Annotated in this window: 11 protein-coding genes; 10 read left to right on the plus strand and 1 reads right to left on the minus strand. The window is 57.2% G+C overall.

Features of this window, described 5'->3' with window-relative positions; all coding sequences use genetic code 11:
• Window positions 1–445: 445 nt before the first annotated feature.
• The 4 genes from KVT34_RS21875 to KVT34_RS21890 all read left to right on the plus strand — a co-directional run bounded on the left by KVT34_RS21875 (window position 446) and on the right by KVT34_RS21890 (window position 9,928).
• Window positions 446–6,223, plus strand: coding sequence for a hybrid sensor histidine kinase/response regulator (locus KVT34_RS21875; protein ID WP_217561067.1), 5,778 nt, complete (start codon window positions 446–448; stop codon window positions 6,221–6,223).
• 327 nt (window positions 6,224–6,550) lie between these two features.
• On the plus strand, window positions 6,551–7,243 hold the full coding sequence (locus KVT34_RS21880) for an N-acetylmannosamine-6-phosphate 2-epimerase (protein ID WP_217561069.1): 693 nt from the start codon (window positions 6,551–6,553) through the stop codon (window positions 7,241–7,243).
• Between the two features lie 62 nt (window positions 7,244–7,305).
• Entirely contained in the window at window positions 7,306–8,922 is a 1,617-nt protein-coding gene (locus KVT34_RS21885; RefSeq protein WP_217561071.1) for a DUF4127 family protein, read from the plus strand.
• A 523-nt stretch (window positions 8,923–9,445) separates the two neighbouring features.
• Window positions 9,446–9,928, plus strand: coding sequence for a zinc ribbon domain-containing protein (locus KVT34_RS21890; RefSeq protein ID WP_042234277.1), 483 nt, complete (start codon window positions 9,446–9,448; stop codon window positions 9,926–9,928).
• 120 nt (window positions 9,929–10,048) lie between these two features.
• Here KVT34_RS21890 and KVT34_RS21895 read toward each other — a convergent pair whose 3' ends face one another.
• Window positions 10,049–10,618 carry a TraR/DksA C4-type zinc finger protein gene (locus tag KVT34_RS21895; protein WP_217561073.1) on the minus strand — a complete coding sequence of 190 codons (570 nt, stop codon included), beginning with the start codon at window positions 10,616–10,618 and terminating at the stop codon, window positions 10,049–10,051.
• A gap of 684 nt (window positions 10,619–11,302) precedes the next feature.
• Here KVT34_RS21895 and KVT34_RS21900 point away from each other — a divergent pair.
• The 6 genes from KVT34_RS21900 to thiE all read left to right on the plus strand — a co-directional run bounded on the left by KVT34_RS21900 (window position 11,303) and on the right by thiE (window position 15,985).
• The gene (locus tag KVT34_RS21900) at window positions 11,303–11,959 is read left to right on the plus strand and encodes a thiamine phosphate synthase (protein WP_217561075.1); all 657 of its coding nucleotides are present in this window, start codon (window positions 11,303–11,305) and stop codon (window positions 11,957–11,959) included.
• On the plus strand, window positions 11,956–13,116 hold the full coding sequence (thiO, locus tag KVT34_RS21905) for a glycine oxidase ThiO (protein WP_217561077.1): 1,161 nt from the start codon (window positions 11,956–11,958) through the stop codon (window positions 13,114–13,116). Before KVT34_RS21900 ends, thiO begins: the two co-directional genes overlap by 4 nt.
• A gap of 77 nt (window positions 13,117–13,193) precedes the next feature.
• Entirely contained in the window at window positions 13,194–13,397 is a 204-nt protein-coding gene (gene thiS / locus KVT34_RS21910) for a sulfur carrier protein ThiS (protein WP_217561079.1), read from the plus strand.
• Between the two features lie 4 nt (window positions 13,398–13,401).
• Window positions 13,402–14,169, plus strand: coding sequence for a thiazole synthase (locus tag KVT34_RS21915; RefSeq protein ID WP_009672289.1), 768 nt, complete (start codon window positions 13,402–13,404; stop codon window positions 14,167–14,169).
• Window positions 14,170–14,405: 236 nt separating this feature from the next.
• Window positions 14,406–15,323, plus strand: a complete 918-nt coding sequence (thiD, locus tag KVT34_RS21920; protein ID WP_217561081.1) for a bifunctional hydroxymethylpyrimidine kinase/phosphomethylpyrimidine kinase — start codon at window positions 14,406–14,408, stop codon at window positions 15,321–15,323.
• A complete protein-coding gene (gene thiE, locus KVT34_RS21925; RefSeq protein WP_217561455.1) occupies window positions 15,320–15,985 on the plus strand; it encodes a thiamine phosphate synthase in 666 nt (221 codons plus the stop codon). The genes thiD and thiE overlap by 4 nt, the downstream gene beginning before the upstream one ends.
• Window positions 15,986–16,077 lie beyond the last annotated feature (92 nt).

Genomic DNA, 16,077 nt, shown 5'->3' on the forward strand with positions numbered 1-16,077 from the left:
CGATTTCTTTAAAACCCGACAAAGTTTTTTCGAAAAAAAATCGAAAACCCTGTTTCAAGTTTAACGGAAGCGGGTATAAAAGCGCATCAGCGTGCCATAATGTCGAAAAATGTTTCGAAGCCGGATTTTTACCGGGAATTGTTGATGTGACAATTTTTTTACAAACAGAAACTATCTTCACATGAGGACGTATCTACAAAGGACGTGTAAGGACCAAAGGGAACAAACCTGTCATTTGAGCGGAAAAGGGGGATAAACCGACGGTATGTAAGCGGTAACGAAGCGGGGCAGGCTTTCATTAAAAGGGCGCCCGCATGCGAAGAAGTTACCAATTTCCTCTACTTGCTATTGTAATCGATTTTTAGAAACACTACTATTGAAGTTGACATAATTCAAAATTTTCGATTCTTTTTCTATTTATATACAAATTCGGAGGAAAAGCCGTATGTCGGAACAAGACCAGAGATCCAACGATTCCCTAGATGTTTTGGACGAAAAACAGTTGCTTCAGGTGTTGCTGGCGTTTAAGAAGGGTGACTTTTCCGTGCGGATGCCCTATGACCTGAACGGAATGCCGGGCAAAATCGCCGATACGCTGAACGATATTCTCGATATGCAGGAGAACGTGGTGCAGGAAGTGCAGACGGTCGAGCGGGTTGTCGGCAAGGAGGGCAATACGAACCGCCGCTTTATGTGCCGGAGCACGGGCGGAAGCTGGAACGCGTTCAACGATTCCCTGAACAATCTGATCAGTGATCTGATCCAGCCTACAAGCGAGATGGTACGGGTTATCAACGCCGTGGCGCAGGGCGATCTTTCGCAGAAAGTGGAACTTGAGTTTGAAGGGCGCGCTCTTACGGGCGAATTTTTGCGCACCGCCAACAATATCAACCGCATGGTCAACCAGTTGGGCACGTTTGCGGCCGAGGTTACCCGCGTGGCGCGTGAAGTGGGAACGGAAGGCATTTTGGGCGGACAAGCCGAAGTGACGGATGTATCCGGTACGTGGCGCGATTTGACGGAGAGCGTCAATAACATGGCGAGCAACCTGACGGATCAGGTGCGGAATATCGCGGATGTGACGACGGCTGTCGCGAAAGGAGATTTGTCCCGCAAGATTACCGTTAACGCGAAGGGCGAGTTTCTGGAGCTCAAAAATACGATTAACACGATGGTGGACCAGCTCAGCACGTTTGCTTCCGAGGTTACTCGTGTGGCGCGGGAAGTAGGAACGGAAGGAAAGTTGGGCGGGCAGGCCGACGTTAAGGGCGTATCCGGTACGTGGTACGATTTGACGGAGAGCGTGAACGACATGGCGAGCAACCTGACGAACCAGGTGCGCAACATCGCGGTCGTCACGACGGCCGTCGCGAATGGCGATCTGTCCAAGAAGATTACGGAAGAAGCGCAGGGCGAAATTCTGGAGCTGAAGAACACGATCAATACGATGGTGGATCAGCTCAGCACGTTCGGTTCCGAGGTTACGCGTGTGGCGCGCGAGGTGGGAACGGAAGGGATGCTGGGCGGTCAGGCCGACGTTAAAGGCGTATCGGGCACATGGCGCGATCTGACGGAAAGCGTGAATTACATGGCGACCAACCTGACGAATCAGGTGCGGAATATCGCCGAGGTTACGACGGCGGTTGCAACCGGCGACCTGTCGAAGAAAATCGCCGTAGACGCCAAGGGTGAGATTTTGCAGCTGAAAAGCACGATCAACACGATGGTGGATCAGCTCAGCACGTTCGCGTCCGAGGTTACCCGGGTAGCCCGCGAAGTAAGTAACGACGGCAAGCTGGGCGGCCGGGCCGACGTTAAAGGCGTATCCGGCACCTGGAAGGACTTGACCGACAGCGTAAACTACATGGCGAGTACGCTGACCGACCAGGTGCGCAATATTGCCGAAGTCACGACAGCCGTCGCGAAGGGCGACTTGTCCAAACAGATCACGGTTAACGCGACCGGCGAGATTCTGGAGCTGAAGAACACGATCAACACGATGGTGGATCAGCTCAGCACGTTCGCGTCCGAGGTTACCCGTGTGGCGCGTGAAGTAGGAACGGAAGGCAAACTGGGCGGCCAAGCCAACGTGAAGGGCGTATCGGGCACCTGGAAGGATCTTACGGAGAGCGTAAACGACATGGCGAGCAACTTGACGAACCAGGTGCGGAACATCGCGGTCGTCACGACGGCCGTCGCGAACGGCGATCTGTCCAAGAAAATCACGGAAGACGTACAAGGCGAGATTCTGGAGCTGAAAAACACGATCAACACGATGGTGGATCAGCTCAGCACGTTCGCGTCCGAGGTTACCCGCGTGGCGCGTGAAGTAGGAACGGACGGACGCCTTGGCGGACAAGCCCAGGTTAAAGGCGTTGCCGGAACGTGGAAGGACCTCACGGAAAGCGTAAACGACATGGCGAGCAACTTGACCGATCAGGTACGGAATATCGCCGACGTGACGACGGCGGTTGCGAAGGGTGATCTGTCCCTCAAGATTACCGTTGACGTTAAAGGTGAGATGCTGCAGCTCAAGAGCACGATCAATACGATGGTGGATCAGCTCAGCAACTTCGCTTCCGAAGTGACGCGCGTGGCGCGCGAGGTCGGAACGGAAGGGAAGCTCGGCGGCCAGGCGGATGTAAAAGGAGTTTCCGGTACGTGGAAGGATCTTACCGACACGGTGAACTACATGACCGGCAACTTGACCAGCCAGGTGCGGAACATCGCGGCCGTTACGACCGCCGTCGCCAACGGCGATTTGTCGAAGAAGATTACGATCGACGTTAAAGGCGAGCTTCTGGAGCTCAAGGAAACGATCAACACGATGGTGGATCAGCTCAGTTCGTTCGCCTCGGAGGTTACTCGGGTAGCCCGCGAGGTAGGAACGGACGGCAAGCTGGGCGGCCAGGCGCATGTGAACGGGGTCGGCGGAATCTGGAAAGATTTGACCGACAACGTTAACATTATGGCGACGAACCTGACCAACCAGGTGCGGGGCATCGCGAAAGTCGTGACGGCCGTCGCCAACGGTAACTTGAAGCAGAAGCTGATGGTGGATGCGGCGGGCGAGATCTACGATCTGAGCGAAACGATCAATAACATGATCGACACGCTCGATACGTTTGCCGACCAGGTTACGACCGTGGCCCGCGAAGTAGGGGCCGAAGGAAAGCTGGGCGGCCAGGCGCATGTGCCGGGGGCCGCCGGAACGTGGCGTGACTTAACCGATAACGTAAATTACATGGCGTCCACGCTGACGACTCAGGTGCGCCAGATTACAAACGTCGCGACAGCGGTGACGAAGGGCGACTTGTCGCGGACTATCGATGTCATCGCGGCGGGCGAAGTCGGAACACTCAAAGATAACATCAACGAGATGATCCGCAACCTCAAGGAAACGACGCGGATCAATACCGAGCAGGATTGGCTCAAGACCAACCTGGCCCGGTTCAGCCGTCTCCTCCAGGGTCAGCGCGACCTGTACGAAGTGTGCCGCATGATTATGTCGGAGCTGGCTCCGCTTGTTTCCATGCAGCACGGCGTGTTCTACATGAACGAAGCGAACGGCGAGGAGCAGGTGCTGCGCATGTTCTCCAGCTATGCTTACCAGCAGCGCAAGCACTTGTCGAACGAGTTCCGTATTGGCGAGGGCCTTGTCGGCCAGTGCCTCATCGAGAAGCAGCGGATTCTGCTGACGAACGTGCCGGAAGATTACGTGATGATCGGCTCGGGACTCGGCGAAGCCGCGCCGCTTAACATCGTGCTGCTGCCGATCATGTTCGAGGATCAGGTGCTGGCCGTGATGGAGCTGGCGTCCTTCCGCCGATTTACCGAAATCGACATCGCGTTCCTCGACCAGTTGACCGAGAGTATCGGAATCGTGCTGAACACGATGCAGGCAAATATGAGAACCGAAGAGCTGTTGTCGCAGTCGCAGTCTCTCGCGGAAGAGCTCAAGAAGCAGCAGGAAGAGCTGCAGAACACCAACGACGAGCTGGAAGACAAAGCGAAGCTGCTTGTCATTCAGAAAGCGGAAGTCGAAAGCAAGAACAACGAAGTCGAGCAGGCGAAGCGCTTCCTCGAAGAGAAAGCGGAGCAGCTTGCGCTGACGTCCCGGTACAAATCGGAGTTCCTGGCGAATATGTCTCACGAGCTGCGGACACCGCTGAACAGCCTGCTTCTGCTGGCCGAGCAGCTTTCCGAGAATCCGGACCATAACCTGACCGACGATCAGGTGAAATTCGCGCGTACCATCCATGATTCGGGTCTTGACCTGCTCAACTTGATTAATGACATTCTCGATTTGAGCAAAATCGAATCCGGTACGATTACACCGGACTTCACCGAAATGAAGCTTACCGAAATTACCGATAATATGGAGCGGACTTTCCGCCATATTGCTCAAGATAAGAAGATTGATTTCAAAATCAAGGCGGAAAAAGCGCTGCCGGAATTCATTATTTCCGATTCCAAGCGTCTTCAGCAGATCTTGAAAAACCTGCTCTCCAACGCCTTCAAGTTCACCGAGAAAGGCGAAGTCGTTCTCCTCATGCGCCGGGCGAGCAGCGGCTGGAGCCAGGACAACGAATCGCTGAACCGTGCCCGTATGGTGCTGGCCTTCTCCGTCGGAGACACGGGGATCGGCATCTCCGAGGACAAGCAGCAGATTATTTTCGAAGCGTTCCAGCAGGCGGACGGCAGCACGAACCGCGAATACGGCGGAACGGGCCTGGGCCTTGCCATTTCCCGCGAAATCGCGGGCATGCTCGGCGGGGAGATTACGCTGTTCAGCGTAGTCAACGTCGGCAGCACCTTCACGCTCTTCCTGCCGGTCGACCTCGATCCGGCTATGCTGGAAGCGGCCGCCGCTTATGTGCCGGAAGTGATCGATGTACCGGCTGCGCAGCCTAAAAAGCACGAATACGACCGGTTCGATACGACACAGCTCGTAGATGATCGGGCGAACATTGAAGCGGGCGACCGTGTATTCCTGATCGTGGAAGACGATATGAAATTCAATGAGATTCTGCTGGATATGCTTCACAGGAAAGGCTTGAAGGCGATTATTACGCCGAAAGGCAACAAGGCGGTTGCCCTCGCCAAGAGGTATAATCCGGTTGCGATTACGCTTGACCTGCGTCTGGAGGACATGAACGGGTCCTCCGTTCTGGATCAGCTTAAGGACGACATCGAGCTGCGTCATATCCCCGTAACGGTGATGACGATCGAAGACGATGCGACCGAGCTTCTGCAGAAGGGCGTGTTCGATTTCCTCTGCAAGCCGATCAAGAACGAAGATCTGGAGAACGCGATCGACAAGCTGAATGCTTTCGGCACTAAGCCGTTCCAGCAGCTTCTGGTCGGCATGTCCGATTCGGAGCGCCGCAGACAGACGGTGGATCTCGTGAAGAACAGCGACATTAAGGTCAGCGCGACCGATACCGGCCGCAAGGCGCTGAACCAATTGAAATCCAAGGATTTCGACTGTGTACTCGTCGATACGGACCTGCCGGACATGGGCCCGGCCCAGTTCGTGAGAGAGATGCAGAAGAACGCCAAAAACAAATACAAGCCGGTTCTGATCAACCGGACCGAGAAACTGACCAAAGAGGAAGAGGACGACCTGGAGGAGCTGCGTTCCATCGCGGTCATCAAGGAAGTGAAATCTCCGATTCAGATTGTGGACGAAACGATGCTGTTCCTTCACCGCAAGCTGGAAAACCTCAATGACAGCCAGAGAGATATTCTGATTAAAAAGCACCAGTCCAACGAGATGATCGATTCGAAAAAGGTGCTGATCGTCGACGACGATATTCGTAATATTTTCGCTCTGACGACCATCCTGGAACGCCAGAACATGAAGGTTATATCCGCCGAGAACGGCCATGACGCCATCGAGATTCTTGAACAAATGCCGGATATCAATATCGTTCTGATGGATATTATGATGCCGGTTATGGACGGATACGAAACGATGCGGGAAATCCGCCGCAGACCCCAGTTCCAAGACCTGCCGATCATTGCGCTTACGGCGAAAGCGATGAAAGGGGACCGCGAACAGTGCTTGGAAGCGGGAGCTTCGGATTATATCACCAAGCCGGTGAACAGCGCCCAGCTTCTCGCTATGCTGCGGGACTGGTTCCTGGCCCAGGACGGACTTCAGCCGAGTCCGGCCGAGCTTCCGGGATCCGAGCCTTTCGGATGGATGAAAGGGCAATAACGTCATTTTAAGCCTTGTGCGTAAGCACAGGGCTTTTTTTATGACCGGGATACTTCCGGATGGAACTCTGCATAAAGCCGCTTCTCAGCCAGGCGAAAAGTCAAAAAAATGCGGAATAGGTAACTTTTTGTTGGAAATATGTGTCTATAAAAGTGAACAGGTATAGAGCCGGGAGCACGGAGAGGAATCACGAGGAATTAAAAATAAAGAAAATTTACTCCAAAATTATGTTGAATTACGGATAATTACTTCATATAATAAAGTGACGGGTTCTCTTTGAAATGCCGGCAGCGGTGCCGGACGGTTATAACTAACGGAGGTACAACTATGGATAAACACAGCCTATTGGAAGCAGTCAAGGGAGGAATTATCGTGTCCTGCCAGGCGTTGCCGGATGAACCTTTGTTCGGAAGCGAGATGATGGTCAGGATGGCGCTGGCCGCTGAGGCCGGGGGAGCTGTCGGCATAAGGGCCAATACACCGGTCGATATCGCCGCGATTAAGTCGAGAGTAAAGCTGCCGCTTGTCGGGCTCTGGAAACGTGACTATGAAGGCAGCGATGTATATATCACTCCTACCTTGGAAGAGGTAGAAGCCGTGTGGCGGGCGGGAGCCGATATAGTCGCGCTGGATGCGACGATGCGGCCGCGTCCCAAAGGAGAAACGCTGAAGGAAATCGTGTCCGGAATCAAAAAGCGGGCCGGCGTTCTCCTCATGGCGGATATCTCTACCGTCGAAGAAGGGCTTCATGCCCAGGAAGCCGGTTTCGATATCCTGTCTACGACGATGTCCGGGTATACGCCGTACAGTCCTCAGCAGGAAGGGCCGGATTTCACGCTGGTCCGTGAGATGGCGGCGCAGGCCGATATTCCGGTATTCGCCGAAGGGCGTATTCATACCCGGGAAGATGCGATTGAATGCTTCCGCAGCGGTGCGCATACCGTCGTTATCGGGGGCGCTATCACAAGGCCTCAGCAGATTACCAAACGTTTTGTCGACTTCGTGCGTATACACGTTTAATCCGGCGCCTGCCGGACGATTGGCGCAATTATCACTTTTTCTGTTCAGGGGAGATCAATGGGATGACGAAAATCGTATTTGTACCGCTCGACGAGCGGCCGTGTAATCTGGAATATCCGCAGCGCCTGGCCGAAATGACCGATTTAGAGCTTACCGCTCCGCCTATGTCCATTCTGGGCCGCAAGAAAACACCGGGAGATACGGAGGCGCTTGGAAACTGGCTGCTGCGGGAAGCGCAAGGGGCGGACTATGCTCTGGTGTCGTTGGATATGCTCGTTTACGGAGGCATCGTACCTTCCCGGCTGCACTATTTGACCCGTGAGGAAGCGCTTAAGCGCCTTGAGGTGCTGCGCGAACTCAAAAGAAATAAACCGGACCTGCGGATCCATGCGTTTAATCTGATTATGAGGGTGCCCGCCTATTCCAGCAGCGAAGAGGAGCCGGATTATTACGCGGATTACGGCCGCGAGCTGTTCCTGTACGGCTGGTATACGGATAAGAAGGAGCAGGAAGCGCTGACGGACGAAGAAGAGCGGATTTTCGCCGGCATTCTGGACAAAATCCCGCAGGATGTGCTGGAGGATTTTACCGGACGGCGCGAAATCAACGCTTTTATCAACCGGACGGCGCTGGAGCTTGCGGAAGAAGGCATTATCGACTATTTGATCATCCCCCTCGACGATAATTCCCAGTACGGCTTCTCTCCGCTGGAGCAGAGGGCGCTTGCGATTCTCTCGGAAGAGCTGGACTTGACGGACCGCGTTGCGATATACCCGGGGGCGGACGAAATCGGCTGTACGTTGTTTGCCCGGATTTTCTGCGAAAGCAAAGGATTCCTTCCAAAGCTGTTTGTGCGGTATTCCTCCACGAGGGGACCTTTCTGCATTCCGAAGTACGAAGACCGCAGCTTGAACGAAAGCATCAAGGCGCACCTGACGAGTGCAGGCGCTTTTATGGCGGACAGCTCGCAGGGGGCGGACGCCGTGCTGATGGTCAATTCGCCGGCCGTGGGCGAATCGGACATGGCGGAAACGTCGCAGGCGTGGAGCCAGCGGCACCGGTCCTACTTCTCCGAGGTGAATTTGCGCGAGTTCGCCCAGGCGATGCGCGTGTATCTCGGAGAAGGACGGACCGTAGCCCTGGCCGACGTGGCGGTCTGCAACGGCGGCGACACGGTGCTGCTCAAGCTGCTTGCCCGCCAGGGCCAGCTTAAAGGGCTGTCCGCGTATGCCGGGTGGAACACCTCCGGCAATACGCTGGGCACCGTCATCGCGCACGCCGTCATTGAGGCGTACTACGCGGGCGCGCGGGAATCCGCCGGCGGCACCGGGGCTGAAGCGTCGCCGGAAGGCCGCTTGCGGAGCGAAGCCCAGGAGCGGAGCAGCAGGGCCTTCTACTTCTACCGGCTCGTAGAAGACTGGGGCTACCAGGCCCTCGTCCGCAAGGATGTGAAGGCGAACGTGCTTCCGGCGTTCGGAGCGGGGTATTTTGAGCTGGCCGGCAAGCAGCCTGAAATCGAAGCCGTTATCGCGGAGAAGCTGCGCTCGTTTGCCAGTGAACGCCTCGCCGGGCTGACGTCCGGGCAGATCCGGCTCACCAACGTTCATCTGCCGTGGAACCGGATGTTCGAGGTCGGTTTTGATCTGGATCTGGTCGATGGAAACAGCCCTCGGCCCTGAACCCTGAACCGTCTCGCGAAAGTAAAGAGACCGCCCGGAGCTGATTGGGAGCGGGCTTGTTTTGCAGATATCTCTGTGTATTACATACCGGATTCGAGGATGGGATCTCGGGATGCCGCAAGCGCCTCGGCCTTTAAGGGCCGGGGCGCTTTTTTGTACAAGGGAAAGCGAGGAGGGGGCGCGATAAGCTTTGCAAAAGAATAGCCGTCCGGGGGCCTTATTCTCGAGAGAATGCGGTTCATCTGCCTATGCGGATTTTCCGCCGTCCGGTTGACGGCCTGACCCACCGGCGGCAGCGCTCCCCCCTGCAAATCGCTTCCCAATTGGACTGGGAAATTTGGCGGATTTCGTTCATTTCCGGGGCAAGTTCAGGGTAAGCCGGAATTGGGTGTCCTTTTTTCCGGAAAGGTCCCATACACTATAACGGAGGCTACATTAGCGCATCCAGCGGGAAACGGGTATAATGGGGGTATTATAAAAGTCAGATTGTGCCCATGCAATCTTAACATCAAGGAGGTACCCTATGTCCGGATTTATCGGGAAGATTAAACAGGGCGCAGCCGAAGCGGGGAAAAAAGCGCAGCAGACGATCGAAGTTAACCGGCTGAAACTGCAAATTGCGGCGAAGCAGAGAGATATGCAGAAACTGTACACGCAGATCGGCGAATTCGTCTACGAAGCGGGCAAGCAGAAGCAGCCTTACCCGGAGACGCAGGTCGCGGCCGTAACGGCTGAGCTTCAAGCCATCGAAGATGAAATCAAGGCGATGCAGAACCGGATCTACAGCCTGTACGACGAGAAATCGTGCGAATGCGGTCACGTGGTCGCGGTGGATACCCGGTTTTGTCCGAACTGCGGGCGGAAATTCGAACCGATTCAAGAGCAGGCGGATTTTACGGCCATCATGGAATTGAAGCCTTTCTGCCCCCAGTGCAAAGAAGACATAGAACCCGGTATGCAGTTCTGCACGACCTGCGGATACCGGCTGACGGAAGAAGAAAGCTAGACTGCGGCCAACCTGCGGAAGGCGTTATACATGCCATAGGATAAAGACGATTATACGGGCGACATGCCAAAAAGGATGAAGGGATTCTTCGCGAATGCCCCATCCTTTTTTTGTGCCCGACTACTTCTCGTCTTCGCAATCGTCAGCGGGTTCCTTCGGCTGAGCGTTTCCCGTCCTACGGGTATCCGAACTGTTGCCGTATTCTTCTACCGTCTTCCAGGCGTCCGTATCATCGATTTCGGTGCGGCCCCTATCGTCATCGTTCGGAGACTCAAGAATAGGTTCGAGAATTTCTTCTTCTACCGGCCGGTCTACGGGATCGCCCTCGGTACGTGTCTGCGAATGTTCAACACAGGTAGAAGCCCACGGAATCGCTTCGAGGCGCTCGAACGGAATCGGCTCCTTGCATACTTCGCATACGCCGTAAGAACCGGATTCAAGCCGTCCGATCGCATGTTTAACGTCTGTAAGCTGCTGTTCCATATTTTCATCCACCGCCTGATCCCGGCCTCGTTCGAACGCTTCGGTTGCGATGTCGGCAGGGTGATTGTCGTATGAGGATAGTTCTCCGGTAGAGTCTCTTAGGGAATCTTCTTCCCGATCGGACTCAAGCACGTGCTCCAGCTCGTCTTTTTCCTTGTAAAGCCGCCGCTCCAGCTTGTTTCTTTCTTCTTCGGTCAGCGCTGTCATCGGACATTCCTCCCCTTCGGATACGTGGTTGGGACGGTTTCTCCTGAAGAGAGGAGCACCGCCCGATTCGTATTTTTTTATTACCCGAAGATCCCTTTCTTTGACGCAAAAGCGAAGAGTGGAAACATGCGGAAGCGGGTGGTTAGGGCTTGACGGAAGTAGACGAATTCGGTTTCGGGCGCATTTTACGGGAAAATTTAGCTTGTAATTGGAAAAAGGATAAGGTAAGGTTAAGTTAAGATAACCTTATATGTTTCGGGAGCTGGATGAAGTCCGGCTGAGAGTGTGACCGCGAATGTCACTAACCGTATCTGATCTGGGTAATGCCAGCGTAGAGAGAATAACCCTGCCGACCAAGGCCGCACGGTATATTCCGTTCGGTCTTTTTTAGTTCATTGCAAGCCTGAGGCTCCTGCCGGTTGTTCCGGAAAATCTTGTCCGCTTACGAACCGCCCGGCGGCCGTAGGTGCGAGAAGACCGGAATTGGAGAGATGCCGGTAAGACCGGCCGTTTCCGCCATTCGGCGGAGCGGCGTCCAGGCTCGCGTGCAACGGTGTACGGGAAAACCACTTTCTGCGGGAAGTGGTTTTTTTGCGTTTATTGCCGTCTAGTCCGTCAGAAAGCGGGCTCTGCCCGAGGATAGATGGTAAGCCGCTCTATACATACCGAGAGGAGAAGAACGAGATGACCCCTTATCCCGCCGGACCGGAACTTCACGCCATCTCAACCGGAAGGCAGAAACCCGAGGAGCTTATACGGATTGCCTCCGCCATCCATCCTTACGTAACGGCCATTCATGTGCGTGAAAAAAAGCAGTCTCCGCGGGAGCTGTGGGCGCTGCTCTCGGAGCTTGCCGCCTGCGGGGTCCCGCCGGGCAAGCTTGTCGTCAACGATCGCGCCGATGCGGCCCGGCTATCCGGAGCGGCTGGAGTGCAGCTTCCGGGAAGCGGTCTGCCTGCCTCCGCCGTGAAAAAGGGGTTTCCCGGCCTGCGCGTGGGCGTATCCGTTCACGAGCCGGAGGAAGGTGGCCGTGCCGCGAAGGAGGGGGCCGATTATGTGATATTCGGCCATGTATTCGCCACAGGCTCCAAACCCGGAGCGGCCCCGCGTGGCACGGAAGCGCTGCGGGAGACAGTGCTGGCTTGCGGAGGCCTCCCGGTGATCGCGATCGGAGGGATTCTCCCGGAGAACTGCGCCAAGGTAATCCGCGCGGGAGCGGCGGGCGTGGCCGTAATGAGCGGCATATGGGAAGCGGAGAATCCCGCGGAGGCTGCGGAGCATTACCGGCTCGAATTGGAAATTGCCCTGCAGCCGGAGAAAACAGGAGGAGAGCTGAGATGAATCGGGATACGGATATTGTCGTGATCGGAGGAGGCGTTATCGGCTGCTCGATCGCCTATCAACTGGCGAAGCGGGGAGTCCGAGTGACTCTGCTGGAAAAAGACCGTATTGCCGGGCAGGCGTCCGGAGCGGCAGCCGGGATGCTCGGGGCCCAGTCCGAAATGCACGAGGCGGGGCCGATGTTTGATTTTGCCCGCAGGAGCCGGGATCTGTTCCCGGATCTGGCGGAAGAGCTCAAGGAGCTGACGGGCCTGGACATCGGCCTGACCCGCAGGGGGATGCTTAAAGCCGCTTGGACCGATGCCGAAGCGGCGGCGCTCAGAGCGGACGGCCGTTTCCATCAGGAGGCCGGAGGCCGGGCCGAATGGCTCAGTCCGTGCGAGACAGGCTGGCTGGAGCCCGGGCTGAGCAAGGAGCTCCGCGGGGCGCTTCACCTGCCTGACGAGGGGCACGTGCTGGCGCCGGAGCTGTCGGCCGCTCTGGCCGCCGGCGCCGCGCGGCTTGGCGCGCGGATCATGGAGCACGCCGACGTGACCGGACTCCTGACGGAGGCGGGCCGGGTGATCGGCGTGCAGACCCGCGAAGGGAAGATCCGCTGCGCCGGTACGGTGCTGGCGTCCTCGCTTTGGAGCGCCCAGATTCTGGCGCCTCTGGGCGTGGAGCTGCCCCTGTATCCGGTGAAGGGAGAATGCTTCTCCGTCACCGTACGGCAGCCTCTTCTCGCGAAGACGATCGCTTCGGGCGGCTGCTACATCGTGCCCAAGCCGGGCGGGCGGATCATCGTGGGAGCCACGGCCCAGCCCGGCTCCTTCGACCGCAGTCCGCGTCTTGGCAGCCTGCTTTCGCTGGCCGCGCAGGCGCAGCGTCTTGTCCCGGCGCTTGCGGATGCCGAGTGGGAGCGCGCCTGGGCGGGGCTGCGGCCTCAGACGCCCGACGGGATGCCTTACATCGGCGAGATAACCGCCTGCAAAGGACTTTTCGCGGCGCTCGGGCATTACCGCAACGGCATCTTGCTGTCGCAGGCGACCGGTGTGCTTGCCGCTGCGGTGCTCACGGGCGGGGCTGCCGCTGCCGAAGCGGCTCTGCCGGGGGCGGGCGAGCTGCTCGAAGCGTTCCGGCCGGACAGAAAGGCGGCAGCCGCGGCTGTAAGGCAGTAGGCTCCGCCGGCTGGGGAGCATCGCTCTGTGCAGCAGCCGAGGCTGCATTTTGCAAGTGAAGGAGGCATTTGACGAAAATGAAGCTGCATGTAAACGGAGACGACATTACGGTGCCGGAGACGGTACATACCGTAGAAGGGCTGATCCGGCACCTTGGATTAAAACGCAATCTGCTTATCGTGGAGACCAACGGGCATATTTTGCAGGCGGAAGAGCATGCGGATGCCCCGGTGGCGGAAGGCGACCGGATCGAAATCGTTCATTTTGTAGGAGGAGGCTGACGATATGCTGAAAATCGGACCTTACGAATTCAACTCCCGGCTGCTGCTGGGAACGGGGAAATTCCCGGATTTTACGATTCAGAAAAAGGCGGTCGAGGTTTCCGAGGCGCAGATTTTAACTTTTGCCGTGCGGAGGATGAATATTTACGACCCGGAACAGCCGAACTTTTTGTCCATGCTCGATGTAAGCAAGTTCAAGCTGCTGCCGAATACGGCGGGAGCCAAGACGGCAGAAGAAGCGGTGCGCATCGCCAAGCTGGCGAAAGCATCCGGACTCTGCGACATGATCAAGGTGGAAGTGATCGGCTGTGACAAGACTTTGCTGCCCGATCCGGTAGAAACGCTGAAGGCCACCGAAATGCTGTTGGCCGAAGGATTTCTTGTCCTGCCGTATACGTCGGATGATGTGGTGCTTGCGCGCCGTTTGCAGGAAATGGGCGTTCATGCGATCATGCCGGGAGCATCGCCGATCGGTACCGGTCAGGGTATTATCAATCCGCTGAATCTCAGCTTCATTATTGAAGAAGCGCGCGTACCCGTCATCGTGGATGCAGGCATCGGGGCTCCTTCGGACGCCGCGCTGGCCATGGAAATGGGAGCGGACGGAGTGCTGCTGAACACGGCGGTTTCCGGCGCAGCCGATCCTGTGCGGATGGCGTATGCCATGAAGCTGGCCTTGGAGGCCGGAAGGGCCGGGTATGAAGCCGGACGAATCCCGCGCAAGCGTTATGCGACCGCGAGCAGTCCTTTGGAAGGAGTCAGCGTAGGTTGACAGGTATGGTGTGGGGGCGGCGGGAACTAGCCTTAAAGGCAACGAGTAAGAATGAGCTGAACAGGCGAGAATCACGCAACCCCATCGAAAGCCCGTGATCAAACGTAACAGTCTGCTTCAAGAATTTTAAGAACCTGCTGCTGACTGTGTGACTACTTATATCTGTATAGTCGTGTAGACCTATGCGAAAAAGAGGAATTATGTCGGCCACTGCAAGTTAATGGAGGTGCAACCTGATGAACATGTCCTTAAACAAACAGCAGCATCCGCCGGAGTCTTCCCGCCAAGCCCCGCTCGTTCCTGCGGCGGCCACGATTGCCGGTTCCGACAGCGGAGGTGGGGCGGGCATCCAGGCCGATCTCAAAACGTTCCAGGAGCTCGGCGTATTCGGAGCAAGCGCTTTGACGGCCGTAACGGCACAGAACACGCTTGGCGTTCACGGAGTGCATCCGATCCCTCCTTCTATGGTGACGGCTCAGATCGACGCGATTGCCGGAGATATCGGGCCAGCCGCCTGGAAGACGGGCATGCTTTTCAGCGCGGAGATCATTGAAGCCGTAGCAGACCGCGCGTCTTTCTACAAATGGTCCCGTCTGGTCGTGGACCCCGTTATGATCGCCAAAGGCGGAGCAAGCCTGCTGCAGGAGGATGCCGTGCAGGCGCTTAGGAGCCTGCTGCTTCCGCTGGCGCAAGTCGTGACGCCGAATATCCCGGAGGCGGAAGCGCTGACGGGAATGCGGATCGAAGCTATGGCAGACCGCAAAGAAGCCGCCCGCCGGATTCATGCGTGGGGAGTGAAATACGTGGTGCTGAAAGGCGGTCACGGAGGGAACCGCGCCCAATCGCTGGACCTGCTGTACGACGGCCGCGTGTTTACGGAATTTGCGGCTCCCTGGGTAGAGACGCGGCATACTCACGGCACCGGCTGCACCTTCGCCGCCGCTTTGACGGCGGGGCTTGCCTCCGGATTTCCTATGGACGAAGCGGTGCTGCTTGCCAAACGCTTTATCCAGGCGGCTCTTGCGAACCCTCTGAACCTGGGAGCGGGGCACGGTCCGACCAATCATTGGGGGTACAACAGACCGGAGACGGCAGGCGCTGTCTTCCAAACGGCGCCTGCCGCGGCCGGAGAAGGCGAGGGATGGCTGCGATGACCAAAACGGATGCCGGCAATCTCATGGAAATGTTAAAGGTTTATCTCGTGATGGGAAGCCCCAACTGCGGGGGCAGAGACCCCGCTGCCGTATTGCAGGCGGCCATAGAAGGCGGCATTACGCTGTTCCAGTTCAGAGAGAAAGGCTCAGGCGCCCTGCAGGGCCAGGAACGGACGGAGCTGGGGCATCGGCTCCTCGGCGTCTGCCGTCAGGCGGGAATCCCGTTCATCGTGAACGACGATCTCCGCCTGGCGGAAGAGCTGGAGGCCGACGGAATTCACGTCGGCCAGGAAGATCTGGCGCAGTGGGACCGGGAGGGACTGCGCCAAAGATTTAAAGGGCGGATACTCGGTATATCCGCCCATGACCCCGCCGAGGCGCGGGAGGCGGTCCGCTGCGGCGCCGATTACCTCGGCGCGGGCCCGATGTACGCCACGGCGACGAAGCCGGATGCCCGGGCCGTACAGGGCCCGGGCGTGATTGCCGCCATGCGGGCGGGCGGCATTTCGCTGCCGCTGGTGGGCATAGGCGGCATCACGCCGGAGGGCGCGGCCGCCGTATTGGCGGCCGGAGCCGACGGCGTGGCGGTCATCTCGGCCATCAGCGGTGCCGACGACCCCCGCGAAGCGGCTCGGCGGTTCTCCCGCCCGTTTCGGGGATAAGCCGGCTGCCGGCAGTTATTTTACCGGTCGGCTGTAAGCAGTCTATCCGCTAGTTCATATACGCGTTCGAAACGGTGCGTCAAACCGCCGTT

The sequence above is a fragment of the Paenibacillus sp. GbtcB18 genome, from assembly GCF_019091125.1.
In the GTDB taxonomy this organism is placed as follows: domain Bacteria; phylum Bacillota; class Bacilli; order Paenibacillales; family NBRC-103111; genus Paenibacillus_F; species Paenibacillus_F chitinolyticus.

Bases quoted from the DNA above. Each gene is read 5' to 3' on its own strand.
- KVT34_RS21885 (WP_217561071.1), top strand. From the start codon at position 7,306: ATGACGAAAATCGTATTTGTACCGCTCGACGAGCGGCCGTGTAATCTG.
- KVT34_RS21915 (WP_009672289.1), top strand. From the start codon at position 13,402: ATGCTGAAAATCGGACCTTACGAATTCAACTCCCGGCTGCTGCTGGGA.
- thiS (WP_217561079.1), top strand. From the start codon at position 13,194: ATGAAGCTGCATGTAAACGGAGACGACATTACGGTGCCGGAGACGGTA.
- KVT34_RS21895 (WP_217561073.1), bottom strand. From the start codon at position 10,618: ATGACAGCGCTGACCGAAGAAGAAAGAAACAAGCTGGAGCGGCGGCTT.
- thiD (WP_217561081.1), top strand. From the start codon at position 14,406: ATGAACATGTCCTTAAACAAACAGCAGCATCCGCCGGAGTCTTCCCGC.
- thiO (WP_217561077.1), top strand. From the start codon at position 11,956: ATGAATCGGGATACGGATATTGTCGTGATCGGAGGAGGCGTTATCGGC.
- KVT34_RS21890 (WP_042234277.1), top strand. From the start codon at position 9,446: ATGTCCGGATTTATCGGGAAGATTAAACAGGGCGCAGCCGAAGCGGGG.
- KVT34_RS21875 (WP_217561067.1), top strand. From the start codon at position 446: ATGTCGGAACAAGACCAGAGATCCAACGATTCCCTAGATGTTTTGGAC.
- thiE (WP_217561455.1), top strand. From the start codon at position 15,320: ATGACCAAAACGGATGCCGGCAATCTCATGGAAATGTTAAAGGTTTAT.
- KVT34_RS21880 (WP_217561069.1), top strand. From the start codon at position 6,551: ATGGATAAACACAGCCTATTGGAAGCAGTCAAGGGAGGAATTATCGTG.
- KVT34_RS21900 (WP_217561075.1), top strand. From the start codon at position 11,303: ATGACCCCTTATCCCGCCGGACCGGAACTTCACGCCATCTCAACCGGA.